Genomic DNA, 26,153 nt, shown 5'->3' with positions numbered 1-26,153 from the left:
ACCAGAGCCGCCTCAGCCAATCATCTCGACTGATTGCAATGCATATTTCTCACTACAAAACCATGCCGCACTCCAGACCTGCGGCACGTCTTCAAAATCTTTGGACAGGCGAATCACCTGCAGTACCGGTTCGTTGACTTCAATCTGCAACAAACGTGCTTCTGTTTGCGCTGCGGGCACCGCCCGATAACGCATGTCGCTGCCCTTGAGCCGGACGCGGTAATCACGCCAGCACATGGCGCGAATATTGCCGCCCAGTTCCCGCAAACGCCGCATGTCCAGCGCAGGAAATGTCACCTCTGACAACAAGGATTCATCCACACCAATCACTTCGCCCTCGACCCGCACCAGCCGGCGCACCTGCCAGAGCGGCGCGCTACGGCGCAGATTCAGTACTTCCGCAAGGTATTCGCCAGCATGAATTTTCACGCAGCTCAACACTTCAACCTTCGGTGTTCTTGCCGCATGCTCATTCAGTGCAGCAAACCGCATACTTCCGAGATCGTCCCCTGCATCGGTAACAAACGTGCCCACGCCCTGGCGCCGATACAACACATTGCTGGCGACCAGTACATCCAGCGCTTTGCGGACGGTCCCCTGACTGACACCGAAACGTTGAGCCAGTTCTTGCTCGCTCGGCAGGGCTTCATCGCCTTGCCACATACCGGTTTCAATATCAGAGAGCACCTCCCGCATCACCTGTTGATAGAGCGATTGGGCAATGAGCTTTTTCATGATTTGCAGCTTTTTAACATGTTGTCGCCGTGGAGTCTACTACAGTCTTATATAAGACATAAGACAAACCACCGAATAGCGGTAGAAAGCCGCCAAAACGTACCACCTGCGCGGAAGTGCATGATAAACTTTCGCCACTTTGCAATTGCAGTCCGGTTCGGTATGGCCCGGTCCAGCATCGGATCAAGTCCTCAAAAAGATGTAGCGTCCGCACAATGACAACATACGGGCTGACGAGAACCAGACACACTGCTTCATGGCGCGCAAGGAAAAGCCCTGCGCTGTCGTCGATGGCGGGATACCCGCCCACTTTTACGCGGAGTAGTACTCAATGAAAAAACCCGTACGCGTTGCCGTAACCGGCGCAGCCGGCCAGATCGGTTACAGCCTCCTGTTCCGCATTGCTTCCGGCGCGATGCTGGGCCCGGATCAACCGGTTATTCTGCAATTGCTGGATATCACCCCGTCCCTGCCGGCACTCAATGGCGTTGTGATGGAACTCGACGACTGCGCGTTCCCGCTGCTGGCTGGCATCGTGCAAACCGACGACCCGAAGGTTGCATTCAAAGATGCAGACGTTGCCCTGCTGGTGGGCGCACGTCCGCGCGGCCCGGGCATGGAACGCAAAGACCTGCTGGAAGCCAATGGCGCCATCTTTACTGCTCAGGGCCGCGCCCTGAACGAAGTCGCCAGCCGCGACGTGAAGGTTCTGGTGGTCGGTAACCCGGCCAACACCAACGCTTACATCGCCATGAAGAACGCCCCGGATCTGAACCCGGCCAACTTCACCGCCATGATGCGTCTGGATCACAACCGTGCACTGACACAAATTGCCCAGAAGACCGGCAATGCCGTGACCGCTGTGAAGAAGATGACCATTTGGGGCAATCACTCCTCGACCCAATATCCGGATATCTTCCACGCCGAAGTGAACGGCAAGAATGCCGCTGAACTGATTAATGATCAAAAGTGGCTCGAAGCCGAGTTCATCCCGACTGTGCAACAACGTGGTGCAGCCATTATCAAGGCGCGTGGCCTGTCTTCTGCTGCGTCTGCTGCAAATGCCGCAATCGACCACATCCGTAACTGGGTGCTGGGCACACCGGAAGGCGACTGGGTCACCATGGGTGTTCCGGCCAATGGTGAATACGGCTACAGCGACATCATTTTCGGTTACCCGGTCACCTGCAAAGATGGCAAGTACGAAATCGTTCAGGGCCTGGCTGTCAGCGAATTCAGCCGCTCCCGCATGGATGCCACGTACAAGGAACTGTCTGAAGAACGTGACGCCGTGAAGCACCTGCTGTCGTAAGCCGTTTCAAGTCATTAAAAAGGCGAGCCATTGCGGCTCGCCTTTTTTGTTGCCTCTCCCCGGCCGCCAGGAGAGGGATACGACAGAAACAAAAAGGGCATGACTGAAAAGTCATGCCCTTTTTGTTATGCCCCGCACCCCGAAGGCTGCGGGTGTCAGAACAATTACTTGTTCACAACGGTGTACAGCGCAGACTTGCCAGCCTCAACCGAACCGGAAGCCAGATCAGCCAGACCAGCAAACTGGTCAGAGTTGCTGATCACAACCGGGCTGATCAACGACTGAGCGTTGGCGGCCAGGTATTCCAGATCCAGTTCCAGCACGGGCTCACCCGCATTCACATGAGCACCTTGCTCGGCCAGACGGGTAAAGCCCTGACCGCCCAACTTCACAGTTTCGATACCAATGTGAACGATGATTTCCGCACCACTGTCCGCCACCAGCGCAAACGCGTGGTTGCTGTTGAAGATCTTGACCAGCGTACCGCTAGCCGGAGCAACAACAAACTTGCCTGTCGGTTGAATCGCAATGCCTTCACCCACAGCCTTGCTGGCAAATGCAGCATCCGGCACTTGATCCAGCGGCACAATGTTACCAGTCAGCGGTGCAACCAGAACCAGGCCCTTGGAAGAAGTCGGAACTGCAACCGGAGCGACCGGTGCCGGGGCAGCAGCCGCTGGCTTTGGAGCCGGCGCAGGGGCAGCAGTGGCCGGAGCCGGAGCGGCAGCCGAAGCACCCACTTGACGACGCATGCCGTCTGCAATCATCTCAGCCTTGGGGCCAACAATGATTTGAACGTTTTGCTTGTTCAGGCGGATCAGGCCAGAAGCACCCAGACGCTTGGCCTCGGCTTCATTGACGATGCTGGAATCATTCACTTGCAGACGCAGGCGGGTAATGCAAGCGTCAATACCGGTCAGGTTGGAAGCACCACCCACAACTGCAATGTAGGAAGTAGCCAGTGCGCCCATGTCGCCAGAAGCAGCCGGAGCCGGTGCAGCAGCACCTTCAACCGCATCATCTTCACGACCCGGAGTCTTCAGGTTGAATGCCTTGATAAAGAATGTGAACAGTACGTAGTACAGCACAAACCAGATCACGCCCATGATCAGCAGGATGCTGACGTTCTTGGCAGCAGGCAGCTTGGACATCAACACATAGTCGATTGCGCCAGCAGAGAACGAGAAGCCGGCGTGCACATCAAGCATGGTGGCGATGTAAGCCGACACACCAGTCAGCACGGCATGTACAAAGTACAGAGCCGGTGCGAGGAACATGAACAGGAATTCGATCGGCTCGGTCACACCGGTCAGGAACGCGGTGAAAGCCACGGAGAACAGCAGACCACCCACAGCGGCACGGCGGCTCTTGGGCGCGGCAAAGTACATGGCCAGCGCGGCACCAGGCAGACCGAACATCATGACCGGGTAGAAACCAGCCATGAACTGGCCAGCGGTCACGTCACCCGCAAAGAAGCGGTTCAAGTCGCCGTGAGCCACGGTCGACACGCCATCCTTCAGATAGGTGAAGTCGCCAATCTGGAACCATGCAATCGCGTTGATCACCTGATGCAGACCAGTCGGGATCAGCAGACGGTTCACGGTAGCGAACACGGCAGCACCCAGGGCATGCGCGCTCACCATCCAGTCACCAGCGTCTTTGATGACGCCCTGAATCGGTGGCCAGACGTAGCCCAGAATCCCAGCCAGAATCAGCATGGTCAAGCCGGTAATGATCGGCACAAAGCGCTTGCCACCGAAGAAAGCCAGCCAGTCCGGCAGCTTGATCGCATGGAAACGGTTATACATGGCCCCCGCGACCAGACCGGACAGAATACCGGCCAGTACGCCCATGTTGACGTCTTTGTTGATAACGACCATTGCTTTGGTGAGAATCAGATAACCCACGGCACCAGCAAGCGCCGCAGCACCTGCATCATCCTTGGACCAGCCCACCGCTACACCAATTGCAAACACCAGTGCCAGTTGCCCGAAGATCGCCCCACCCGCTTCAGCAATGAACGGCAGGTTGAACACATCTGGTTGCCCCAGCCGCAACAGCAATGCAGCCACTGGCAGCGTTGCAATTGGCAGCTGCAAGGAGCGGCCCAACCTCTGTAATCCGCCCAGCAAGTTCATGTTGCCTCCTGTTTATACGTAAGAAAAAAATTTTAATAAGAGTTCAGGCTGCACAAGACAGCACCTAAAGGTGTTGTAATCGCTTCCAGGGTACATGTAAACCCACGCGAATTATTCCACCGTGCTATGTCCTGTGCAATGTCAGGCGCAAAAAGCATTTACTCCAATTGCCCAGGCAACTGAAGGCCAATGCCTTTAAATACATGAAGGGCACGCTATTGCAGCGATATGCCGTCAACAACCAGCCTTTCATTTCCATCTTCTGCTTGTACGATTTTGTCGCTTTTATTTCCTTGGCACGCGTTTTGTACAACTCAAGCACAACGCATTTGCCAAGGCGATTCTTGATTTTAAAATGCGTCAACTTACGCGCAAAAAAGCTTTCGCATTTTGTTTTGACTCAAATTTCTACCGCCCAATTGAATCCCGGCATCGTCACACAGTTACCGGTACACCACCCGCCTTGTAACGCGTTAAAACGTGACAGACAGGCCATACCAGGCAAGGTATGCCACAAGTTATTTCGTAGTGACAAAATCTGCCATTCACTCTTGATGCCAAGCGACCCTGGCTTCGGTTAGAATGGCGGCTTGCATAATCGTTGACAGCGGGTATCCTGCGTCGACGAACTCCAGTGGACAATACAGGTATTTGCACATGCTGACAGGTAGTCTGGTTGCGCTCGTGACCCCGATGAAGGACGACGGCGCTCTTGATTTTGATCGTTTGAGGCAGTTCGTTGACTTCCACATCGCGCAGGGCACTGATGGCCTTGTTGCTGTGGGCACCACGGGTGAGTCTCCCACCGTTGATGTCGAAGAGCATGTAGAGATCATTCGCGTTGTGGTCGAACAGGCAGCCGGCCGCGTGCCTGTTATTGCGGGCACCGGTGCCAATTCCACACGTGAGGCAGTTCATCTGTCCCGCAAGGCGCGTGACGTGGGCGCTCAATACGGCCTCTCGGTGGTGCCTTACTACAACAAGCCAACGCAAGAAGGCCTGTTCCGCCACTTCAAGGCAATTGCCGAAGAGTCCGGCTTGCCTACCCTGCTTTACAATGTGCCCGGCCGTACCGTAGCCGACATGAATAACGACACCGTCCTGCGCCTGGCGGAACTGCCTGGCATTATTGGCCTCAAAGATGCCACCGGCAATCTGGAGCGCGCGGCAGATCTCATCAAACGCGCGCCGAAAAACTTCGGCCTGTACAGTGGCGACGATGCGTCTTCACTGGCCTTCCTGCTGCTGGGCGGCCATGGCGTCATCTCTGTGACTGCCAACGTTGCCCCGCGTCAGATGCATGACCTGTGTGTCGCCGCTGCGGCTGGCCGTATTGCCGATGCACGCGCCATCAACGATGCACTGCAAGACCTGCATAAAAATCTGTTCGTAGAAGCCAACCCGATCCCGGTTAAATGGGCACTGGAAGAAATGGGCCTGATTGGTAGCGGCATCCGCCTGCCACTGACCCGCCTTTCAGAAGGTGCGCAGCCCGTGGTGCGCAAGGCACTGCACGCCGCCGGCCTGCAATAAACCATACCCGACCATTACCTGACGCAGAATCCGCTCATGAAAAACGTGTTTCGCCTGATTCCGCTCGTTGCCGTACTGGCAGCAGCGGGTTGTACTTCTGTTGACCAGATGCCGTTCCAGAGCAAGGTTGACTACCGTTCCGGCAGCGATAACCTCTCTACCAACACCCTGGAAGTGCCGCCCGATCTGAGCGCACCGACCGCCACCAACGCTTTTGTCGTCCCGGGCAAGACGCTTGCCGGCACGCCGACGGCCAAGGCGGCAACGCCAGCCCCGGCTGCTACGGCCAGTGCAGCAGCTAGCGAGCCTGCCGCTGCAGCTGTCGTAGCCGCAACGGACGAAGCCAACATCACCAAGGCTTCGACACTTTCTGCCAACCAGCCGGCTCGCCTCGTTCAGGCTGGTTCGCAACGCTGGCTGGTGGTACAAGGCGACTCGGCCAAGTTGTGGCCGGAAATCCGTCAGTTCTGGCTGGACAACGGCTTCTTGCTGACGACGGATAACTCGTCGATCGGCATCATGGAAACAGACTGGCAAGAAAACCGCGCCAACCTGCCGCAAGACATTGTCACCCGCATGCTGCGCAAGATTGCAGATGGTGTGATTTCCACCGGCCTGCTTGACCGCTTCCGCACCCGTGTAGAACAAGGTACTGAGCCAGGTACAGTTGAAATTTACCTGACTCATCAAGGCATGAAGGAAGTTTACAAGGACAACGGCAGCGACAGCCCGCGTAATGCAGGCACCGCTGGCGGCGATGCAAACGTTCAGACCGTCTGGACTCCGCGTCCGGAAGATCCGGAACTGGAAGCCCAGATGCTGGCCTTGATGCTACAAAAGTTCGGCATGCCGGCACAGCAAGCGCAGCAGGTTGTAGCGGCACCGGTCAAGGTGCCGGATGGTGCCACACTGATCGAAAACAATTCGGCACTGAGCGTGAACGATACGTATGACCGCGCATGGCGTCGTGTTGGCCTGGCACTGGACCGCACCGGTTACGTCGTATTCGATCGTAACCGTACAGAAGGCACCTACTACGTGAAGCAAGCCGAAGCCGACATCGGCAAGGAAGAAAAAGGCGACAGCTTCATGAACAAACTGGCTTTCTGGAAGAAGAACGATCCGAACGCCGGCGTCGTGAAGCAGTCCGAATTCCAGGTATTGCTCAAGCAGGAAGTCAACACGATCCGCGTGACGGTAACCGGCAAAGATGGCAAGCCGGCGGACGCCAAGGTTGCGTACGACCTCCTGTCCAAGCTGCAAACCCAGCTCAAGTAAGCATTGCCGCTTGCAGCAAAAACAAAAACGGGCCAGATGGCCCGTTTTTTATTGTCTCCTGCGCAGATCCGAAGACCGCCAGGATCCTGGCCCCACCTACCCGCGCGCGAGCAATGTTTGAGCCAGCAGCAACACGACTACCGCATAAAACGCAGCAACAATATCATCCACCATCACTCCCAAACCACCCGGCACTTTGGTGTCAAACCAGCGAATCGGCCATGGTTTCCAGATATCAAACACGCGAAACGCGGCAAACGCGGCAATCCACCACCAGAAGTTAACCGGCACAACCAGCAGCACCAGCCACATTGCCACGATTTCATCGATCACGATTGCACCGTGGTCATGCACGCCCAGATCGTGACCAGTTTTACTTGCGGCCCACCAGCCAATGACAAATACCAGCGCAGTCAGTGACAAGATGAAAATGGGAGGCCAAAAGTACAGCATGGCCGCATACAACGGAATCGCCGCGAGCGAGCCAAACGTTCCGGGTGCCTTGGGTGCTACGCCACTACCGAAACCCAGCGCAATGAAATGCGCAGGGTGACTGAAACAGAAACGCCAGTCCGCAGGGACGGCTCCGCTTTTTCCCATGGATAACCTTCAGTATGAAAAGTCAGGAATCAGGTACGTGCTTACGCGCCAAAATGATCAAAGGCGCCATGGCTGAAAACAAGCGTCGCCCCCTTTTCATCCACCAGTTGCACTGGCTGTGCGCCCGCTAGCGGGGCGAGCATACGGCCAACTCTGGTCAGGGGCAAATCAAGCTCCAGTGCCAGGCGCAAGATCTGTTCGCGGTGCGTGGTCGGCGCGCAGAAGCACAGTTCATATTCATCACCGCCTGCAAGCGCCAGTTTTTGCCGGGTTGCAAGTGGCAGCGAAGTCAGAACCGGGTCAACCGGAAGTGCATCTGCAAACAATTCAGCGCGCACCCCGGAGCGCTCGCAGATATGCCTCAGATCACCCACGATGCCGTCAGACACATCCAGACATGCGCTAGCGAGGCCACGCAAAGCACGCCCCAATGCCACACGGGGCGTTGGCATTTCCAGCCTGTCCTTGCAGCGCATCAGCACGTCGGGCACCAATGGCAATCCTTCCACTCGGTGTGCGACGGCGGCAGCTGCGGCACCCAGCACGCCTGAGACCCAGACATCATCACCCGCACTGGCACCACAACGCGTGAGTGCCGTGCCGGTTTCGACTTCACCGGCGATCTGGATACTAAGAGTAAGCGGCCCACGCGTGGTATCGCCCCCCACCAACTCAACGCCATGCAACTGTGCCAGATGAAACAAACCACGACTAAAAGCATCCAGCCAGCCTGCATCTGCGCTCGGCAGGGCCAGCGCCAGCGTAAACCAGCGCGGAATGCCCCCCATGGCCGCAATGTCAGAAAGATTGACCGCTAAAGACTTGTAACCCAGCCGCCACGGATCGACATCGGCAAAGAAGTGTCGCCCACTTACCAGCATGTCGACTGAAATAGCTTGCTGATAACCAATGCGTGGCGTGAGCAAAGCGGCGTCGTCCCCGATCCCCAGATCTGCGACAGCGGGCTGGGTAGCGGGGTTGAAATAACGCTTGATGAGGTCGAACTCGTTCACAACGAAAAGTGGGCTAGTGCCACTCAGCGCGCGCGTTTGGCGCGGATGGCTTCAACCTCAACCGGACGAACCTCTGCAGCCAGTTTGTCCAGCACACCGTTCACAAAACGGTGACCATCCGTACCGCCAAAGGTCTTGGCCAGTTCGATGGCTTCGTTAATGATGACCGGGTACGGTGTTTCGGGCATGTTGATGATTTCTTGCGCGCCCACAAACAGAATGGCGCGCTCAACCGGGCTGACCTCTTCGAAGTCGCGATCCACGTGCGGCTTGAGCGCTTCGGTCAACACGGCGTTACTCTGGATACCCCCCACCAGGATCGAGCGGAACAGGCCTTCATCTGCCTTCACGAAATAAGGGCTGCTTTCTTTCAGAAAGCGCTCAATAGCGGGGATAGATTCACCCGTGAGCTGCCACTGGTACAAACCCTGCATGGCAAATTCACGCGAACGGCGACGGGCCGACTTCGGCGGCTTTTTGGGCGCATCTGCGCCTGGCTGGTTTACTTCGCTCATGCTCGCAACGCCTTTTGCAGATTGGCCATTTCCACGGCAACACGGGCGGCATCAGCACCCTTTTCCTGCACACGCACTTCAGCCTGCTCGTCGGTTTCGGTCGTCAGGATCGCATTGGCAATGGGAATACCAGCATCCAGACCAATACGGGTAACACCCGAGCCAGATTCGTTGGAAACCAGCTCAAAGTGGTAAGTCTCACCACGGATCACGGCACCCAGCGCGATCAATGCATCATATTGGTCCGATTCAGCCAAAGACTGCAGCACCAGCGGGATTTCCAGCGCACCGGGCACCGTGGTCAGCAGCAGGTCTTCATCCTGCACACCCAGTTTTTTCAGTTCAGCCAGACATGCATCGCGCAGGCCTTCGCATACAGGAGTATTGAAACGTGCCATCACAATGGCAATGCGCAGTCCGTTCCCATTGAAATCAGGGGCAATAAACGGAATCGACGAATTGATCGACATGGTTAATCCTTGATAAGGTTATTTATAGAGGTCGTTACTGCTTGTTTGGCAGACGGCCTGTTTATTTCTCTGCACAACGCGGCAATTCAAAGCCGGTAATTTCCAGCCCGAAACCGGTCATGCTTGGAATCTTGCGCTCAGGGCTCAACAAACGCATTTTGCCGACCCCCAGAGATTTGAGCATTTGCGCACCGATGCCATAAGTACGCATATCCCACTTGCGAACTTGCTCCAGCTTGAGTTCAGGCAGCGCACGCGCCAGCAAATCGTTCCCGTCTTCAGTACGGTGAAGCAGGATCATGACGCCACTGTCCGCCCTGGCGATGGCATCCAGCGATTCACGTACATTCCAGGAATGGCCGGAGTGCGAGAGGTCCAGCCAGTCCATCAGCGATGCAGGCTCGTGCACCCGCACCAGTGTTTCCTTGTCGGGCTGCGGCTCACCCTTAACAAGTGCCAGGTGGGTTGTTTCGGTGAGTTTGTCGCGGAACACAGCCAGTTCAAAATCGCCCGCAAACGTCTCTACCGTACGGCGGCCCTTGCATTCAATCAGTGTTTCGGTCTGGCTGCGGTAATGAATCAAGTCAGCAATGGTGCCGATTTTGATGTCATGTTCAGCAGCGAATTCCAGCAACTGCGGCAGGCGGGCCATGGTGCCATCGTCATTCATGATTTCACAAATGACGGATGTGGGCGACAAGCCTCCCAGCATGGCCAGATCAGAACCCGCTTCGGTATGGCCTGCGCGCACGAGAACGCCACCCGGTTGGGCCAGCAGCGGGAAAACATGACCCGGCGAAACCAGATCACCCGGTTTGGCATCAAAGGCTACAGCCTTGCGGATGGTCAGTGCGCGGTCGTGCGCAGAAATACCCGTACTGACCCCTTCGGCGGCCTCGATCGACACCGTAAAGTTGGTGCCATGACTGGAGCCATTGTTGTTCACCATCAGCGGCAGTGCCAATTGCTCGCAGCGCTCTGCAGACAGTGTCAGGCAGATCAGGCCGCGGCCGTACTTGGCCATGAAGTTAATGGCTTCCGGCGTAACGTAGTCGGCAGCAAGAACCAGATCACCTTCGTTTTCGCGGTCTTCTTCATCCACAAGGATGACCATCTTGCCGGCGCGAATGTCGGCAATGATGTCTTTGATCGGAGAAATGCTGGCCGCCATTTATGCTTGCTCCAGCGACATCATGCGTTCGACGTAACGGGCAATCAGGTCGATCTCCAGATTGACCTTGTCGCCCGCCTGAATGGTACCCAGTGTGGTCACCGCCAGCGTGTGCGGGATCAGATTGATGGAAAAACGGCAACCGCCCTCCGCATCCGTCACTTTGTTGGTGGTCAACGAAACACCATTCACAACCACGGACCCTTTGGCGGCCAGGTATTTCGCCAGCGCCTTTGGTGCTTCGACGATCAGTTCGCGGTTGTCGCCCACCGGGTCAAAACTCACCACGCTACCCACGCCATCCACATGGCCGGACACCAGGTGCCCACCGACGCGATCAGACAAACGCATGGCTTTTTCCAGGTTGACCTTGCCGCCTTCATTGGCCAACCCCACGGTCACACTCAGGGATTCGCTGGAAACGTCGATCCGGTAACGGTGGCCTTCCGAGAGTTCAATGACGGTCATGCACGCACCGTTGTGCGAAATGCTGTCGCCCAACGCGACGTCGGACATGTCCAGCTCCGGCGCAGCCACAGTCAATGTGAGCCCACCTTCAAACGGCGTGATTTTCTCGATGGTGCCAACGGCTTGAACAATACCGGTAAACATTCAGTGATTTTCCTTGCTTGAGGCAGCGAAAAACGCCGCGTTTGCTTCACGCACGCGCGTTTTGGACTTGAGTTCGTTGCAACTGTTGCAGAAATAGTCGCGAGCGCCGCAAGCCACCAGTTCTTCCAGTGGCTTGCCGCAATCCGGGCATAAGGGGGTGGCGTTCTGGATGTCCGTCATCTCGCTACTCCTGCGTGACAAATAGAGCCGAATCAGTGAATCGCAAGTCCCAGCGCAGGTCATCACCCACCATGCGCCGCTCCCGCACCACGGGTGCATGCTTGTTCGCCAGGTCGTCCAGTTCTAGCCAGGCGGTACCGCGCGCCGAGTCACCAATCAGAATAGGCGCCTGATAAAGCACCAGTTCGTCCACGAGGCCTGCCCGCAACAATGCGCCATTCAGGCTGGCTCCGGCTTCAACCGTGACTTCGTTGCAGCCACGCTGGCCGAGTTCATGCACCAGATGAGCGACGTCTACTTGCCCTGCTGAATCCGGGCACACCAAAATCTCGGCCCCGGCATCGGTCAGCTTTTTCGCCCGGCTTTCCTCAGCATATGCCGTGGCGATCAACACACCTGGCGTTTGCAACATTCTGGCGGTAGGCGGCATGCGCAAACGGCTATCGACCACCACCCGCAGTAACGGACGGCCAATATCAATATCACGTGCCGTGAGTTGCGCGTCATCGGCCAACACCGTACCAATACCGGTCAGCATGGCACTGGAACGCGCACGCAGGCGCTGCACATCTGCGCGTGCTTGCGGACCGGTGATCCACTGCGACTGGCCGTTTTGCAGCGCGGTGCGACCATCCAGCGATGTTGCAATCTTGAGTCGCAACCATGGCCGCTGCCTGATCATGCGGCTTAGAAAACCACGGTGATGATCAGCGGCTTCTTTGGCCAGCAATCCGTGCGCGACATCCACACCTGCCGCACGCAGACGGGCCAGGCCCTGCCCCGCCACCAGCGGATTGGGGTCACGCAGGGCTGCCACGACCCGTGCAACGCCTGCTTTCACCAGTGCATCAGCACACGGTGGTGTGCGCCCGTGGTGGCTGCAGGGTTCCAGGGTCACGTACGCTGTAGCGCCAGCAGCGCGTTCACCCGCCATGCGCAATGCCATGATTTCGGCATGGGCGTGACCAGCGGGCTGGCTATGCCCTTCACCCACGACCTCGCCATCGCGCACCAGCACACAACCCACACTGGGATTAGGCGGCGCGTAATATTGCCCGCGCGCAGCCTGCTTGAGCGCACGCTGCATGAAGACAAGATCATCGGCAGACCAGATCACGGCTGTGCCTTGTGATCCTTGCTGACTTCACGGATCACGTCGCGGAAGTCATCAAGATCAGAGAAGGAACGGTAGACGGAAGCGAACCGGATATAAGCCACCTTGTCCAGACGTGCCAATTCGTTCATCACCATCTCGCCAATCTGGCGCGACATGATTTCACGCTCACCCACAGTCAGCACTTTCTGGATGATACGGCTGATGGCTTCGTCGACAAGATGCGTGGGCACCGGCCGCTTGTGCAGCGCCCGATGGAAACTGGTGCGGATTTTTTCGCGATCGAATTCGGCGCGCTGGCCGTTCTGTTTGACCACCTGCGGCATGCGCACTTCGGCGGTTTCAAAGGTGGTGAAGCGTTTGTCGCAGACGGCGCAACGGCGGCGGCGGCGGACCACATCGCCTTCATCAGACACCCGGCTATCAACCACCTGGGTATCGGGGGAACCACAAAATGGACACTTCACTAGAAGCCTCCGACAAAGATCAAGCCCGGATCGGGCGAAAAACAACCAGTCGATGTCTAAACATACCGCCGGTTGAACACGATTCAAGCAGCGTATTGTGACTGATTAATCAAAGATCATGAAATGGCAAAGGGTGGAGCTATGCCCCACCCTGTTTGCCTTGCCCGCCACAACACCCGTCAAGGGTGCCCCCGCGGGACTTAACGCATTGATTACGCGCCGTAAACCGGGAACTGCGCGGTCAGGGCTTTCACCTTTTCCGCCACGGTCGCCAGGTTGGCTTCATCGTTCGGGTTGTCCAGCACGTCAGCGATCAGGTGCGCAACCTGAACGGCTTCAGCTTCTTTGAAGCCGCGCGTGGTAATGGCCGGGCTGCCGATACGGATACCGGAAGTCACGAACGGGCTTTCCGGATCATTCGGGATGGCGTTCTTGTTGACGGTGATATGTGCCTTGCCCAGCACAGCGTCAGCGGCCTTGCCAGTCAGACCCTTCGGGCGCAGGTCCACGAGGAACACGTGCGACTCGGTACGGCCAGAGATGATGCGCAGACCGCGTTCGGTCAGGGTCTTGGCCATGGCCTGGGCGTTCTTGATGACCTGAGCCTGGTATTCCTTGAACTCGGGGGTCAGCGCTTCCTTGAACGCAACGGCCTTACCTGCGATGACGTGCATCAGCGGGCCACCCTGCAGCGTCGGGAAGACGTTGGAGTTCAGCATCTTTTCGTGTTCAGCCTTGGCCAGGATGATGCCACCACGCGGACCACGCAGGGTCTTGTGGGTGGTCGAGGTCACGAAGTCAGCATGCGGAACCGGGTTCGGATAAACACCAGCGGCCACGAGGCCGGCGTAGTGCGCCATATCAACCATGAAGTACGCGCCGACCTTCTTGGCGATCTCGGCCATGCGGGCCCAGTCAAAACGCAGGGCATAAGCCGAAGCGCCGCCGATGATCAGTTTCGGCTTGGCTTCGATGGCAATGCGTTCCATCTCGTCGTAGTCGATTTCTTCTTTTTCGTTCAGACCGTAGGGCACAATCTTGAACAGCTTGCCCGACAGGTTGGCCGGCGACCCGTGAGTCAGGTGACCACCGTGACCCAGGTTCATGCCCATGACGGTGTCGCCCGGCTTCAGAATGGAGAAGTAAACAGCCTGGTTGGCTTGTGAGCCGGAATGCGGCTGCACGTTGGCGTATTCAGCGCCAAACAGTTCTTTCACACGATCAATGGCCAGCTGCTCAACCACGTCTACATATTCGCAACCACCGTAGAAACGCTTGCCGGGGTAACCCTCAGCGTACTTGTTGGTCAGTTGGGAGCCTTGGGCTTCCATCACCGCCGGGCTGGTGTAGTTTTCAGAGGCGATCAGCTCGATATGTTCGTGCTGACGAACCACTTCGCCAGCCATGGCTTGGGCGAGTGCGGGGTCGTACTGGGCAATGGTCAGGGATCGGGAGAACATCGTGACAAGTCCAGGTGTGTGTCAGAAGAATTCGCGATTTTATCATGGTTTACGTGTTTATTACCGCACCATGAAGCCGATTTCGGGTCGTTCTGGCGGCGTTATGCGCATGAGTGGATGAGCAGGATTCATGATCCAGCCTACGCCAGGCCCGCGGATACAAAACACAAAACCCGGCACAAGACCGGGTTTTGGTAACGCACACAGCAGGTGGCTTACAGCCCCTTCACTGCATAGATACACAGCGTATTACGCCAGTACCCCTGATAATCCATTCCGCAACCAAACAGGAAGCGGTCTTCGACTTCCAGACCCACAAAGTCCGCCGTGACACCCGGCGCCTTGCGATCATGCTTTTTGTCGACCAGCACTGCCACCTTCACTTCCTTGGCGCCGCGCTTCAGACAATCTTCAATCACGGCGGCCAGGGTGTGGCCCTCGTCCAGAATATCGTCAATGATCAGGATGGTGCGGCCTTTCATGTCGTCACGCGGCGGCACCAGCCAGTTGATCTGGCCGCCACTGGTCTCATGGCGATAACGGCTGGCGTGCAGATAAGAGCACTCCAGCGGAAAACGCAGTTTAGGCAAGAGATGCCCGGAAACAATCAAGCCACCGTTCATGATCGTGTAAACGATCGGGTTGCTGCTGGACATGGCGTCCGTAATGCGCGCAGCCATATGGTCGATCGCAGCAAGGACCTCCTGTTCGGTATGCAGGCAGTCTGCGTTGTCGATAATGGTGTTGGCTGCAGGTAGTTCAAGCGTCACGGTCGATACCCCGATCAATGTCCGGCAAAATCACAAATGGTAAACAGCGGCAAACCCTGATCCCGGATCAGTTTGGAACCGCCCAGTTCTGGCAGATCGACAATCGCCGCACCTTCAACCACCGTCGCGCCAAGGCGGTGCAGCAGATTGTAGGCCGCGAGCATGGTGCCGCCGGTGGCCACCAGATCGTCGATCAACAGAACCCGATCGCCCGCCTTGCAGGCATCGGTGTGGATTTCGACCGTGGCCGAACCGTATTCCAGTTCGTATTCCTCTGCCACGGTCAGATAGGGAAGCTTGCCTTTCTTGCGGATCGGCACGAAACCCAGATTCAGTTCATAGGCCACCACGGCACCCAGGATGAACCCACGCGCATCTACGCCTGCAACCACATCCAGCTTGGCATCCATATACCGATGGACAAACGTATCAACCAGCACCCGGAAGAGCTTGGGGTCCTGGAGCAGCGGCGTGATGTCGCGAAACATCACACCAGGCTGCGGCCAGTCTGGCACGGTACGGATATGCGACTGGATATAGTCGGCGTAAAGCGGTTCATTCATCCTGGAAAACCTTGAAGTGGATCAGCCAAAGAAGGCAAATTTCACCAGCCACAACAGTGCGATTACCACCACGGCGGGCGACAGATCACGCAGGCGGCCAGCCAGCAACTTGATGGCCACGTAGCTGATAAAGCCGATCGCAATACCGTCTGCGATCGAGTAAGTAAACGGAATAGCCAGCGCTGTCATGACTGCCGGGGCAGATTCGGTCAGATCGTTCCATTCGATCTCGGCCAGACCACGGGCCATCAGCACAGCCACATAGCACAGCGCCGGAGCGGTCGCGAAAGCCGGCACCGAGTTGGCCAGCGGTGCGAACACCAGCGAAATCAGGAACAGGATCGCCACCACCACAGCAGTCAGGCCAGTACGACCACCTACGGCGGTGCCCGCTGCAGATTCAATATAAGCGGTTGTGGACGAGGTACCCAGCACAGAACCAACCACAATGGCTGAGCTATCAGCCATCAGGGCGCGCTTCAGGCGCGGCAGCTTGCCATCTTTATCCAGCAAGCCTGCGCGGTGCGACACGCCGATCAGCGTACCAGTGGTATCAAACAGATCCACAAAGAAGAACACGAAGATCACGCCCAGCAGGCCGGCGTTCAGCGCGCCATGCAGATCCATTTGCAGGAAGGTCGGAGCGATCGACGGCGGTGCGGACATGACACCAAGGAACTTGGAGAGACCCATCAGGACCGAGATCACCGTCACGGCCAGGATAGAAATGATGATGGAGCCCGGAATACGACGGTATTCCAGCGCCACGATCAGGAAGAAACCCAGCACGGCCAGCAGCGTGGTGGGTGCGTGGATGTTACCCAGCGTCACCAGCGTTGCAGGCGAGCCCACCACAACACCTGCGCTCTTGAGGGCGATCAAGGCCAGGAAAATGCCCACGCCGGCAGAAATGGCCAGCTTGAGCGAGTGCGGAATCGCATTCACGATTGCCTCACGCACCTTGAAGAGGCTCACCACCAGGAAAATGATACCGGAGATAAACACCGCACCCAGCGCCACTTGCCAGGGCACACCCATGCCCTTGCACACAGTGAAGGTGAAGTAAGCGTTCAGGCCCATGCCCGGCGCCAGCGCGATCGGGTAATTGGCCACAAGGCCCATGACCAGCGAGCCGGTGGCCGCGGCAATACATGTCGCCACGAATACGGCGTTGAAGTCCATGCCCGTAATGGACAGGATGGAAGGATTGACGAAGATGATGTATGCCATCGTCAAAAAGGTGGTGAAACCTGCCAGAACTTCGGTCCGGACGTCGGTACCATGTTCCTTGAGTTTGAAGAACGCTTCGAGCATCTCTTTTTCCCCGGTTTGAAATTATCCTGACTACATGTTTGTCGCGTTAAAAACGCTCATTGAATAATGGTTTATAGCGCCTGCCAGATGGTGTTTGCCAGTTGGGCACAACATCTACTGCGCCATCCCATTTTTTTACTTTCGGTTTCTCCGATGCGTACAGCCAGGTCAGTGCAAGTTCAACAACATGTCCGGCCCATGCGTTGTGAGCCAGATCAGAAACCGGTGTGGTCTAACCACCCACGCCGGACAGAGCCAATGCGCCCATCAGGGCGAAAATCGCCGCGGCGACAAAGCGGACGTAGCGCAATACATGCATGCGAGCGCTGATCCACTTACCCACAAATACCGCTGGCACATCAGCCAGCAACATGCCCAGTGTGGTACCGGCGATCACCTGCCACAACGGTTGGTATTTAACAGCAAGGGCAATCGTGGCAATTTGCGTTTTGTCGCCCATTTCGGCAAGAAAAAACGTGAGCGCTGTGGCGATAAACGCGCCATGTGCCTTGATCGGGCTCTCGCCCTCTTCATATTGATCAGGAATCAGCGCCCAGGCGGCGATGGCCAGAAAGCCAAAACCGACTACCCAGCGCAAGACCTCGTGCGAGATAAAACCAGCCAGCAGCACGCCGATCCAGCCAGCCGCGAAGTGATTGAAAATAGTGGCCGCAAAAATGCCCGCGACGATGGGCAGCGGTTTACGGAACCGCGCGGCAAGCACCAGCGCCAGAAGTTGGGTTTTGTCGCCCATCTCGGCGATGGCAACCACGCCGGTGGAAACGAGAAATGCGTCAATCATCTGTTTGTGTGTTCAGAAAAACGCCTCAACGAAGAGCATGTTTGATTTTCCGGCCGCAACAGCAACAAAGCCGCTGGCAAAAAAGGCTGACGGCCATACGGCGCGATCAATCCGTTTTGCGAGCGACTTTCAGGTGCTGCCGCGATCAACGGGAAATACTTTCCTGAAGACCAAAAGGTGCGCAGTTTACTCCGGCCAAGCTTTCAGTTCAACCTTACAACTTGTACCCGCGACCTGGGGATTGCCGCAGTCGGCAGTCTGTGTGAAACCTGCCTGTCACTGCGATGCAGCCACAAAAACAAAGCGGCACACTCAGCGCCGCTTTGTTTTTTGACCCGATCATGATCCGGCTGGCGTGATTTCCGGCCGGTGAAATGCAGGCGTTGTCATTCCTGAGGCGCAGCCAGCACTTGTTCAATATGCTTGACCAGCCCATCGCAGCCGGCCTCTACCAGATCAAGCACATGCTCGAAACCATCCGGCCCACCGTAATAAGGATCAGGCACATCCTTGCCTGCTTGCCCTGCGGCAAAATCCAGAAACATCTTCAGGCGATCACGATACTCAGCCGGGCACTGGCGTTCCAGGCGGGTGAAATGCCCTTTATCCATGGCCAGGATCAAGTCGAACTGCGAAAAATCGGGCTTATGCACCTGGCGCGCGCGCAAAAACGACAAGTCATAACCACGCTTGCGGGCATGCTGTTGCGCACGGCGATCCGGCGCCTCACTGACGTGATAGTCATCCGTGCCAGCAGAGTCGATATCCACGCGCTCTTGCAGACCAGCTTTGCGCACCAGTTGGCGCATGACACCGTCAGCAGTCGGGCTGCGGCAGATGTTGCCGGTGCAAACGAAGAGAACGCGGAATTTTTTCTTGGTGTTCATGCAATCAGGCGTTTTACAAGAATTGAACCACCACGCCAGCCCTTTGCTGGCGCAATGCAGAACATCATCTTAACACCTGAAACACAACATTCGTTTGAAACGGGACCATACGGCGCCGCCCTGATGCGGTTATCCCACACATGGTTCAGACCAAAGGTGGCGCTTTGGCGACCGGGGACTCCGGTGCTTGCCAACTGACAAGGAAAATCGCCGCCAGCACACATACCAGCGCAACCGCATGTGCCAGCATCGGTTGTTCATGCAGGAACAAGACGGCGTAACTCACCGCCGCCACGGGCAGCGCCGCCGTAAATACCCCGGCTTTTTGTGCCGGAATATGGCGAATGCCCTTCATCCATAACCAGAACGACAACACGCTGGCTGCAAGGCCATACCAGAACACCAGCAGCCATGTACCAAGGTCAACACTGGTCAAATCAAAGTGGATCAACGCGGGCACCCCGAGTGGCAGCATCAGCATCAGACCAATCAGATGCGTATAGGCGCAAATATCAATCGCAGGCAGCGATTGGGTGAGGCGGCGAGAGAGGATCACGTAGATCGATTCGCAGACCACGGCCCCTGCCACCATCAGGTTGCCGGCCAGCGAACCACTCCCACCGCTACCGGCGCGCGTCACATTAATGATCACCATGCCCAGCACCGCGAGCCCAACGGCAATGATGGCCCGATGGCCCAGACGCTCACGCAGAAAAATCCAGGACAAAATCAGCACGACTGCAGGAATGGTGCTGGTAATCACGCCCGCGGCCAGCGCGGTAGTGCGCTGTACGCCGCTCAGCATCAGCAGCGTAAACAGGAACGTCCCGAACAGTGCCTGCAAAAACAGGCCAAACCACTGTTTTCGACTCACCTGACGCATGCGACTGATGCGATAACGCGGCAACAAAATGCCAACGCCCACTATAAAGCGCAGCAATGCAAACAGCATCACTGGCACAACCATGACAATCGATTTGCCTATTCCGACATTGCTGCCCACCAGCGCCATGGAAACGATCAGGAACAACGTATAGCGATTGAAAGTCATGAGGGCAAATCGACCAGAGTGAGAAGTAAAAGGCGGAAAAAACCGGCAGCGTCTGTGCGCTGCCGGTTTGTGGGCTGGCCAGGTCAGGCGTGCGCCCCGCTCTCCAGATAAGCCGCGCGCACCTGCGGGTTTTCCAGCAATTCTTTGCCAGTACCCGCCAGCACAATCGCACCATGTTGTAGCACGTAACCCCGATGCGCAACCCGCAGCGCGTGATGGGCGTTTTGTTCGACCAGTAAAATGGTCATACCCCACGCCTCATTGAGCTCCTTGATGATACGGAACACCTGGCGGATATAAATCGGTGCCAGGCCCAGCGAGGGTTCATCCAGCAACAACAATTGCGGTCGGCTCATCAGGGCACGGGCAATGGCCAGCATTTGCTGCTCGCCACCAGACAAGGTGCCGGCGCGTTGGGTCAGGCGTTGCTCAAGAATCGGGAACATCTGATACATGCGTGTCAGATCGTCCTGATAATGCGCCTGGTCAGCAAAAGTACTACCCATCTGCAGGTTCTCCAGCACGGTCATGCGCTGGAAAATCCGCCTGCCCTCTGGCACCAGCGCAATGCCCTTGCGGGCGATCTGGTGCGTCGTCACCTTAAGCAGGTTTTGATCCTGAAACCGGATTTCCCCTTCCGAAGCCCGTGGCTGGCCAAACAGGGTCATCATCAATGTGGATTTACCCGCGCCGTTCGCCCCGATCAGCGTGACAATTTCACCCTGCTCCACCGTCAGATCTACACCGCGCAAGGCGTGGATGGCGCCGTAATGAGCGTGTACGCCCTTCATCGTCAACATGCTCATGCGCTGACCTCTTCGGTTTCTTCTTCGCCCAGATAGGCCTTGATCACATTAGGGTCGTGCTGGATTTCATGCGGCGTACCCTGAGCGATCTTGTGGCCAAAGTTCAGTACGCAGATCTGATCAGAAACGCGCATCACCACACTCATATCGTGCTCAATCAACAAAATACCTTTGTCGTGTTCCCGCGAGAGATACAGCAAAAGCTCGTTGAGTTCTGCCGATTCACGTGGGTTCAGGCCGGCAGCAGGTTCATCCAGGCACAACAGCAGCGGGTCCACGCAGAGCGCGCGGGCAATTTCGATACGCCGTTGCGTGCCATAAGAAAGGTTACCGGCCGCCACATTGGCGCGATCAATCAGCCCCAGCCGTTCCAGCCAGGTTGTCGCCTTGGCAAGCGCTTCTTCGTTGGCCCGCCGATAGCCCGACAAGCCCAACAAGCCCGCCAGCGAGAAACGCGATGCGCGCTGCAGGGCGTTGTATTGCGCCACCATCAGGTTTTCCAGCACCGTCATGCTGGGGAACAGCCGGATATTCTGGAAAGTGCGCACTACGCCGGCATGGCGCGCGACGCGGTGCGTTGCCAACTGGTTAAGGATGAGCTTGCCATGTTGTGGGTGATGCATGACCACGTCACCCACTGTGGGCTTGTAGAACCCGGTCAGACAGTTAAAGAACGTGGTTTTGCCCGCGCCGTTGGGGCCGATGATGGACGTGACCTTGCCAGCCGGCACGGCCAGCGAGAGATCATCCAGCGCGGTCAAGCCACCAAAGCGCATGGTCAGGTTGTTGACTTCCAGCAAGGTGTTTTGCGGCGTCTCGATCATGTCGTCGCTCCTTGCACAGCCGGGGTTTCAATCTGGATGGTTGGCTCCCTGCGTGCCACAAGGCCGCCTGGACGCCACACCATAATCAGCACCATCGCCGCGCCGAACAACAGCATGCGGTAGTCAGAGAAATCACGCCCCAGCTCCGGCAGCACCACCAGCAAGAGCGCCGCAAATACCACACCCAACTGGCTGCCCCGCCCGCCCAGCACGACGATGGCCAGGATCGTGGCCGATTCTGAAAACACAAAGCTCTCGGGCGAGATAAACCCCTGGCGTGCAGCGAAGAATACGCCCGCAAAGCCGCCCAACATGGCACCGATGGCATAGGCAGAGAGTTTCACCCCCGTCACGTTGATACCCAGCGCCTTGCAAGCCAGTTCGTCTTCCCGCACGGCTTCCCATGCCATACCCACGGGCAAGCGGCGCAGGCGCGATACGAATACGTTGGTCAGAAGCGCAAGCATCAGGATCAGGTAGTACAGGAACACAACGCGGTGGTTGGCCGAATATTCCAGATGGAAAAACGAGGCAAAGGTGGGCGTGTCGCCGGGTGGCTTGAATTCAAGCCCAAAGAAGCCTGGGCGCGGGATTGAGTTGATCCCGTTCGGGCCGCCAGAGAAATCGGTCCAGTTTACCAGGATGATCCGGATGATCTCGCCAAAACCCAGCGTGACAATGGCCAGGTAATCACCGCGCAAACGCAATGTCGGCCAGCCCAGCAATACACCAAACAGTGCCGCCATACCGCCCGCGACGGGTAGCGTTTCCCAGAAACCCCACCCAAACAAGGTGGACAGCAAACCGTAGCTGTAGGCACCCACGGCATAGAAGGCCACATAGCCCAGATCCAGCAGGCCGGCCAGGCCGACCACGACATTCAGACCCCAGCCGAGCATGACGTAAATCAGCACCGTGGTCGCGGTATCGATCACATAGCGATTACCGGAAAACGCAATGGGCAAGCCCACCGCAATGGCCAGTGCCAGCGCACCCAGCCATTTGAGCCACGGCCGCTCTTGCGCCACCGCTGTTTTGGCCGCGACACGCTGGCGTTGCAGCTTGCGCAAGTGAAAATGCGAAACCAGCCACTGCAGACTGAGTCGCCCAAAAAACACGACGCCGACAAATTGCGCCAGCAAGGGCCAGCGCGTCAGCACTTGCAAGCCTGCACCTTGATCAGCAGTGGTGAGCCCCAGCATCGGGATACCCAGCAACAAAGCCACAACGCCGATGCGCACTGCGTCTTTGAGCCTGTCCGCCAGCAGCATGCCGGACGATTGTTGTACCGCATGCGCGCTCATCAGACTTTCTCCACTTCAGGACGCCCCAGCAAACCGCTGGGACGGAACATGAGCACCAGAATCAGAATGACGAACGTCGCCACGTCTTTGTATTCCGGTGAGAGATACGCGCTCCAGTACGATTCAATCAACCCGATCAGCACACCACCGAGCATGGCGCCCGGCAAAGAACCTACACCACCCAATACGGCAGCAGTAAACGCCTTGATACCAGCCACAAACCCAATCGAGAAATCCACCACACCGTAATAAACAGTGACCATAACACCCGCCACAGCGGCCAGCGCGGCCCCCAGCATGAAGGTGTAAGAGATGGTTTTATCGACGTCGATGCCCAGCAAGGACGCCATGGTGCGGTCTTGCTCGCAGGCCCGCTGCTGACGGCCAAATGAAGTACGGGTGATCAAACCGGTAAACGCGACCATCAGCACCACGGTCACCACACAGATCATGATTTGCGTGTAAGCCAGATGCACCGAGAACCCTGCGTGAGTAAAGAGCTCAATACCACCAGGCATCAAGGTGGGCACGGGTTTGACACGGGCACCTTGTGTCACCTGCACCATGTTCTGCAGGAAGATCGACATCCCGATGGCAGAAATAAGGGGCGCGAGGCGTGAGGCATTGCGCAGCGGACGATACGCCGTACGCTCCACCGCCCAGCCATACACAGAGGTAAATGCAATGGCAATGATGAGTACCAGCGCCAGAACCAGTGGCACGGCGCTAATACCCAATGCGCTCATGAGGGTCAGCGCGGTAACGGAAATAATCGCACTAACCATATAGATATCGCCGTGGGCGAAATTGATCATGCCGATGATGCCGTACACCATCGTATAACCCAGAGCGATCAAGCCATAGACCGCACCCAGCGTGAGGCCGTTGATCAACTGTTGAATGAACTGCCCCATGGTTACTCCGTGAGGTGTGAGGAGTAAGGGCGGGCGTGATGCGGGAAACGTCCCTTTTTTCGCGCCCTTGCCCTTATCGGATTACTTGCCAGCACGGTGAAGTGACAACCCGCGTACCAAGGGCACGCCAACGGTTTACACCTCACCGCTCACCCGTCACGACTTACTTGAAGTACTCATATTTGTTGCCTTTCCACTGATACACGCGGAAAGCCGGGACTTTCAGGTCGCCCTTGGCATCAAACGACAGCGTACCCACCACTGTGTTGAACGAGCCATTGGCAATCGCCTTATCCAGATCCGCGTACTTGACGCTCTTGGCTTTCTCTGCGGCTTGCTGGAACAACTGCATGGCCGCGTAGGCGTACAGCACATAACCATCTGGCTCGACTTTTTTGTCACGGAAGCGCTTGACCACATCTGCCGCACCCGGCTCCAGACGTGAATCCGGCGCAAAGGTAAACAGGACATTATTGGCGTTATCACCACCGGCAGCCGTCACGATTTCGTTGTTGCTCATGGTGTCGCCGCCCATGATGGTCAGCTTCAAACCAGCTTGTTGAGCCTGGCGCAGAATCAGCGCGACTTCTGTGTGATAACCACCGTAGGCCACCACTTCAATGCCCGCGGCTTTGAGCTTGGTGATCAGGCCGGAGTAATCTTTTTCACCAGCGGTAATAGACTCTCGCAGCACCGGCTTTGCGCCCTTGGCTTGCATGCCTTTGGCCATTTCGTCGGCCAGACCTTTACCGTAAGCACTCTTGTCATCCACCACGGCTATTTTTTTGCTGCCAAAATGTTCTGCCAGGAAGCCGCCGCCCACGCCGCCCTGCTGGTCATCACGACCCATGATGCGGAAAATATTCTTCAGACCGCGTTCGGTGACTTTAGGGTTGGTAGACACCGTGGCCATCGGAATCTGGGCATCGTTATAGATATCCGACGCCGGAATGGTAGAACTGGAACACCAGTGACCATGCATGAACACAATATGTTTATTCACCATGGCATTGGCAACAGAAACAGCCTGTTTCGGATCACATGCGTCGTCGCCAATTTCAAGTTTGATTTTCTGGCCTAATACGCCGCCTTTGGCATTGATATCAGCCACGGCCATTTCTGCACCAGCACGGATCTGCGCACCTGCAGATGCATATTCGCCAGTCATTGGACCGGCAATCCCTACAGAATAGTCAGCCCATGCAGGTGCGGACAGCATACCCAGCAAACCAAAGCCTGCAATCACAACGCTTTTTTTCAATGCCGCTTTCATGATTTCCTCGTCTCCAAAAAAGAAAAACCCACTTGAAAGAGTCAGCGAAAGGCATGCACAGAGCCGGCTCCAGCCATTTACGGCTGCAACACAAGCATGACTTCTCGCCGGAAAACAGCAAGCGTACGGATCTATGTCCGCTGGCACGCGCTTGCTTGTGACCTTGCCGATGAACTCACCCGGCAAAGCATTGCACTCTTGATTTCCGGTCCAGCCTATCGATTTGTACCCAGTCTGATACAAATCGGGTATTCCACCAGCTTGTTAATTTTGATTGTTCTAACTGTTCTAACTGTTCTAACTGTTCTAACTGTTCTAACTAGTTCTAACTTTTTTAACTGTTTTGATTAAATCAGTTACGACTGATATTAATTATCAAATAATGATTATCTGAAATTGAATATTGTGGCTTTGGCTCAATCCCCATTGCGATGCACCAGATGCCCTAATGACACCGACGTGGTTTCTTTGACCTCTTCCATCACGGTATAGCTATGCGTGACCCGAATGCCGGGTACGCTACTCAATACTTTCCCCAGAAATGAGCGGTAAGACCCCATATCCGGCACACGGATTTTCAACAAGTAGTCAAAACCACCGGCGATCATGAAACACTCCAGGATTTCCGGAATATCCAGTACGGCCTTGCGGAACTCGTCAAATGCCGCTTCCGATGTTTTCTCCATCGAAACCTCGACAAACACCATCAAGCCCAAACCCAGTTTCTCAGTCGACAACTGGGCAGCGTAGCCCTTGATGACGCCAGACTCTTCCAGCGATCGAACGCGCTCAAGGCAAGGCGTAGTGGAGAGGCCGACCTTTTTGGCCAACGCCACATTAGTCATGCGCCCTTCTTGCTGCAGGTTTTCCAGAATTTCCAGGTCTATCTGATCCAGCTTGGCCATGCGATCCCCGTCGTGCTTTGCTTTAGCCCACGTGAAGCAGACTCCGCTGCATCACGCATCAATGATGCAGGACGATAAACCAATTTTTTGACAAGGAACAATTTGTTATTTCTGAGTTGCAAAAATACCGCAGTACATTGTG

General features: G+C 56.5%; 26 protein-coding genes and 1 pseudogene. 3 read left to right on the top strand and 24 right to left on the bottom strand.

The annotated features are described in order from the left end of the window. Nucleotides 1-12 precede the first annotated feature (12 nt). A complete protein-coding gene (locus IEX44_RS16285) occupies nt 13-735 on the bottom strand; it encodes a GntR family transcriptional regulator (RefSeq protein ID WP_188696356.1) in 723 nt (240 codons plus the stop codon). A 331-nt stretch (nt 736-1,066) separates the two neighbouring features. Here IEX44_RS16285 and IEX44_RS16280 point away from each other — a divergent pair, with 331 nt between their 5' ends. Then, entirely contained in the window at nt 1,067-2,047 is a 981-nt protein-coding gene (locus IEX44_RS16280; protein WP_188696354.1) for a malate dehydrogenase, read from the top strand. Nucleotides 2,048-2,211: 164 nt separating this feature from the next. Here the strand turns inward: IEX44_RS16280 and nagE are convergent, their stop codons facing one another. Continuing rightward, nucleotides 2,212-4,185 (bottom strand): N-acetylglucosamine-specific PTS transporter subunit IIBC, encoded by a 1,974-nt coding sequence (gene nagE / locus IEX44_RS16275; RefSeq protein WP_188696349.1) that lies wholly within the window; start codon nt 4,183-4,185, stop codon nt 2,212-2,214. 657 nt (nt 4,186-4,842) lie between these two features. Between nagE and dapA the strand changes: the two genes are divergently transcribed. Beyond that, complete coding sequence (dapA, locus tag IEX44_RS16270) at nt 4,843-5,718, top strand: 4-hydroxy-tetrahydrodipicolinate synthase (protein WP_188696347.1); 876 nt, start codon at nt 4,843-4,845, stop codon at nt 5,716-5,718. A gap of 36 nt (nt 5,719-5,754) precedes the next feature. Continuing rightward, on the top strand, nt 5,755-6,996 hold the full coding sequence (gene bamC, locus IEX44_RS16265) for an NlpB/DapX family lipoprotein (RefSeq protein WP_188696344.1): 1,242 nt from the start codon (nt 5,755-5,757) through the stop codon (nt 6,994-6,996). 96 nt (nt 6,997-7,092) lie between these two features. Here bamC and IEX44_RS16260 read toward each other — a convergent pair whose 3' ends face one another. The 22 genes and pseudogenes from IEX44_RS16260 to IEX44_RS16155 form a co-directional block, all read right to left on the bottom strand. Beyond that, complete coding sequence (locus IEX44_RS16260; RefSeq protein WP_188696341.1) at nt 7,093-7,596, bottom strand: phosphatidylglycerophosphatase A family protein; 504 nt, start codon at nt 7,594-7,596, stop codon at nt 7,093-7,095. Nucleotides 7,597-7,637: 41 nt separating this feature from the next. Further along, a complete protein-coding gene (thiL, locus tag IEX44_RS16255) occupies nt 7,638-8,609 on the bottom strand; it encodes a thiamine-phosphate kinase (protein WP_188696338.1) in 972 nt (323 codons plus the stop codon). Nucleotides 8,610-8,632: 23 nt separating this feature from the next. Beyond that, on the bottom strand, nt 8,633-9,124 hold the full coding sequence (gene nusB, locus IEX44_RS16250; protein WP_188696334.1) for a transcription antitermination factor NusB: 492 nt from the start codon (nt 9,122-9,124) through the stop codon (nt 8,633-8,635). Continuing rightward, on the bottom strand, nt 9,121-9,594 hold the full coding sequence (gene ribH / locus IEX44_RS16245) for a 6,7-dimethyl-8-ribityllumazine synthase (protein WP_188696331.1): 474 nt from the start codon (nt 9,592-9,594) through the stop codon (nt 9,121-9,123). The genes nusB and ribH overlap by 4 nt, the downstream gene beginning before the upstream one ends. Nucleotides 9,595-9,655: 61 nt before the next feature. Then, nucleotides 9,656-10,765 carry a bifunctional 3,4-dihydroxy-2-butanone-4-phosphate synthase/GTP cyclohydrolase II gene (gene ribBA / locus IEX44_RS16240; protein WP_188696328.1) on the bottom strand — a complete coding sequence of 370 codons (1,110 nt, stop codon included), beginning with the start codon at nt 10,763-10,765 and terminating at the stop codon, nt 9,656-9,658. Further along, nucleotides 10,766-11,377, bottom strand: a complete 612-nt coding sequence (locus IEX44_RS16235) for a riboflavin synthase (RefSeq protein WP_188696324.1) — start codon at nt 11,375-11,377, stop codon at nt 10,766-10,768. Further along, a complete protein-coding gene (locus IEX44_RS16230) occupies nt 11,378-11,557 on the bottom strand; it encodes a YfgJ family double zinc ribbon protein (protein WP_229679239.1) in 180 nt (59 codons plus the stop codon). A 4-nt stretch (nt 11,558-11,561) separates the two neighbouring features. Continuing rightward, a complete protein-coding gene (ribD, locus tag IEX44_RS16225; RefSeq protein ID WP_188696317.1) occupies nt 11,562-12,674 on the bottom strand; it encodes a bifunctional diaminohydroxyphosphoribosylaminopyrimidine deaminase/5-amino-6-(5-phosphoribosylamino)uracil reductase RibD in 1,113 nt (370 codons plus the stop codon). Continuing rightward, nucleotides 12,671-13,138, bottom strand: a complete 468-nt coding sequence (gene nrdR / locus IEX44_RS16220; RefSeq protein ID WP_188696315.1) for a transcriptional regulator NrdR — start codon at nt 13,136-13,138, stop codon at nt 12,671-12,673. Before nrdR ends, ribD begins: the two co-directional genes overlap by 4 nt. Nucleotides 13,139-13,350: 212 nt before the next feature. Further along, nucleotides 13,351-14,598 (bottom strand): serine hydroxymethyltransferase, encoded by a 1,248-nt coding sequence (gene glyA / locus IEX44_RS16215; RefSeq protein ID WP_188696312.1) that lies wholly within the window; start codon nt 14,596-14,598, stop codon nt 13,351-13,353. A 215-nt stretch (nt 14,599-14,813) separates the two neighbouring features. After that, on the bottom strand, nt 14,814-15,368 hold the full coding sequence (locus IEX44_RS16210; RefSeq protein ID WP_188696309.1) for a hypoxanthine-guanine phosphoribosyltransferase: 555 nt from the start codon (nt 15,366-15,368) through the stop codon (nt 14,814-14,816). A 14-nt stretch (nt 15,369-15,382) separates the two neighbouring features. Continuing rightward, a complete protein-coding gene (locus IEX44_RS16205) occupies nt 15,383-15,931 on the bottom strand; it encodes an adenine phosphoribosyltransferase (protein ID WP_188696306.1) in 549 nt (182 codons plus the stop codon). A 21-nt stretch (nt 15,932-15,952) separates the two neighbouring features. Further along, complete coding sequence (locus IEX44_RS16200; RefSeq protein ID WP_188696303.1) at nt 15,953-17,245, bottom strand: NCS2 family permease; 1,293 nt, start codon at nt 17,243-17,245, stop codon at nt 15,953-15,955. A gap of 232 nt (nt 17,246-17,477) precedes the next feature. Then, complete coding sequence (locus IEX44_RS16195) at nt 17,478-18,047, bottom strand: TMEM165/GDT1 family protein (RefSeq protein ID WP_229679238.1); 570 nt, start codon at nt 18,045-18,047, stop codon at nt 17,478-17,480. 386 nt (nt 18,048-18,433) lie between these two features. After that, nucleotides 18,434-18,934: a low molecular weight protein-tyrosine-phosphatase gene (locus IEX44_RS16190; RefSeq protein ID WP_188696299.1), complete on the bottom strand. Its 501-nt coding sequence runs from the start codon at nt 18,932-18,934 to the stop codon at nt 18,434-18,436. Between the two features lie 145 nt (nt 18,935-19,079). Beyond that, nucleotides 19,080-19,985, bottom strand: coding sequence for a DMT family transporter (locus tag IEX44_RS16185; RefSeq protein WP_188696296.1), 906 nt, complete (start codon nt 19,983-19,985; stop codon nt 19,080-19,082). A gap of 317 nt (nt 19,986-20,302) precedes the next feature. Next, nucleotides 20,303-20,776, bottom strand: a pseudogene (locus IEX44_RS16180) (ABC transporter ATP-binding protein); the annotation flags it as partial. 11 nt (nt 20,777-20,787) lie between these two features. After that, nucleotides 20,788-21,615: an ABC transporter ATP-binding protein gene (locus IEX44_RS16175; protein ID WP_188696294.1), complete on the bottom strand. Its 828-nt coding sequence runs from the start codon at nt 21,613-21,615 to the stop codon at nt 20,788-20,790. Beyond that, nucleotides 21,612-22,919: a high-affinity branched-chain amino acid ABC transporter permease LivM gene (gene livM / locus IEX44_RS16170; protein ID WP_188696291.1), complete on the bottom strand. Its 1,308-nt coding sequence runs from the start codon at nt 22,917-22,919 to the stop codon at nt 21,612-21,614. Before livM ends, IEX44_RS16175 begins: the two co-directional genes overlap by 4 nt. Then, entirely contained in the window at nt 22,919-23,833 is a 915-nt protein-coding gene (locus IEX44_RS16165; RefSeq protein WP_188696288.1) for an ABC transporter permease subunit, read from the bottom strand. Before IEX44_RS16165 ends, livM begins: the two co-directional genes overlap by 1 nt. 163 nt (nt 23,834-23,996) lie before the next feature. Continuing rightward, a complete protein-coding gene (locus tag IEX44_RS16160; RefSeq protein ID WP_188696285.1) occupies nt 23,997-25,106 on the bottom strand; it encodes a branched-chain amino acid ABC transporter substrate-binding protein in 1,110 nt (369 codons plus the stop codon). A gap of 416 nt (nt 25,107-25,522) precedes the next feature. Next, nucleotides 25,523-26,011, bottom strand: coding sequence for an Lrp/AsnC ligand binding domain-containing protein (locus IEX44_RS16155; protein ID WP_188696282.1), 489 nt, complete (start codon nt 26,009-26,011; stop codon nt 25,523-25,525). Nucleotides 26,012-26,153 lie beyond the last annotated feature (142 nt).

Source organism: Silvimonas amylolytica (genome assembly GCF_014645555.1).
Lineage (GTDB): Bacteria > Pseudomonadota > Gammaproteobacteria > Burkholderiales > Chitinibacteraceae > Silvimonas > Silvimonas amylolytica.
Note: the sequence above shows the minus strand (reverse complement) of the source record. Positions and strands in the feature narration are given on the sequence as shown.